The sequence below is a fragment of the Undibacterium sp. Di24W genome, from assembly GCF_049340325.1.
Classification (GTDB): Bacteria; Pseudomonadota; Gammaproteobacteria; order Burkholderiales; family Burkholderiaceae_D; genus Undibacterium.
Map to the genome: position 1 here is coordinate 1 of NZ_JBMPOP010000025.1, position 474 is coordinate 474.

Sequence of the window (474 nt, forward strand, 5' to 3'; positions counted from 1 at the left end):
ATACACCAACGTTATCGCCTGCTTGACCTTGATCGAGCAATTTGCGGAACATTTCAACACCAGTACATGTTGTTTTTACTGTGTCTTTAATACCAACGATTTCGATCTCTTCGCCGACCTTAACGATGCCGCGCTCGATACGACCAGTCACAACTGTACCGCGACCAGAGATGGAGAATACGTCTTCCACTGGCAACAAGAATGCGCCGTCAACAGCACGTTCTGGCGTTGGAATGTAAGAATCCAAAGCATCAGCCAATTTCATGATCGCTTCTTCGCCCAATGGACCTTTGTCGCCTTCGAGCGCCAATTTTGCAGAACCTTGGATGATAGGCAAATCATCGCCCGGGAATTCGTATTTAGACAATAACTCACGAACTTCCATTTCAACCAATTCCAACAACTCAGCGTCATCAACCATGTCGCATTTGTTCAAGAAAACGATGATGTATGGAACACCAACTTGACGTGCCA

Annotated in this window: 1 protein-coding gene; it reads right to left on the reverse strand. The window is 46.2% G+C overall.

Annotated features, from left to right (window positions below; all coding sequences use genetic code 11):
• The coding region (locus ACO0KZ_RS20465) for an EF-Tu/IF-2/RF-3 family GTPase (RefSeq protein ID WP_422998631.1) at positions 1-474 on the reverse strand (474 nt) is incomplete at both ends.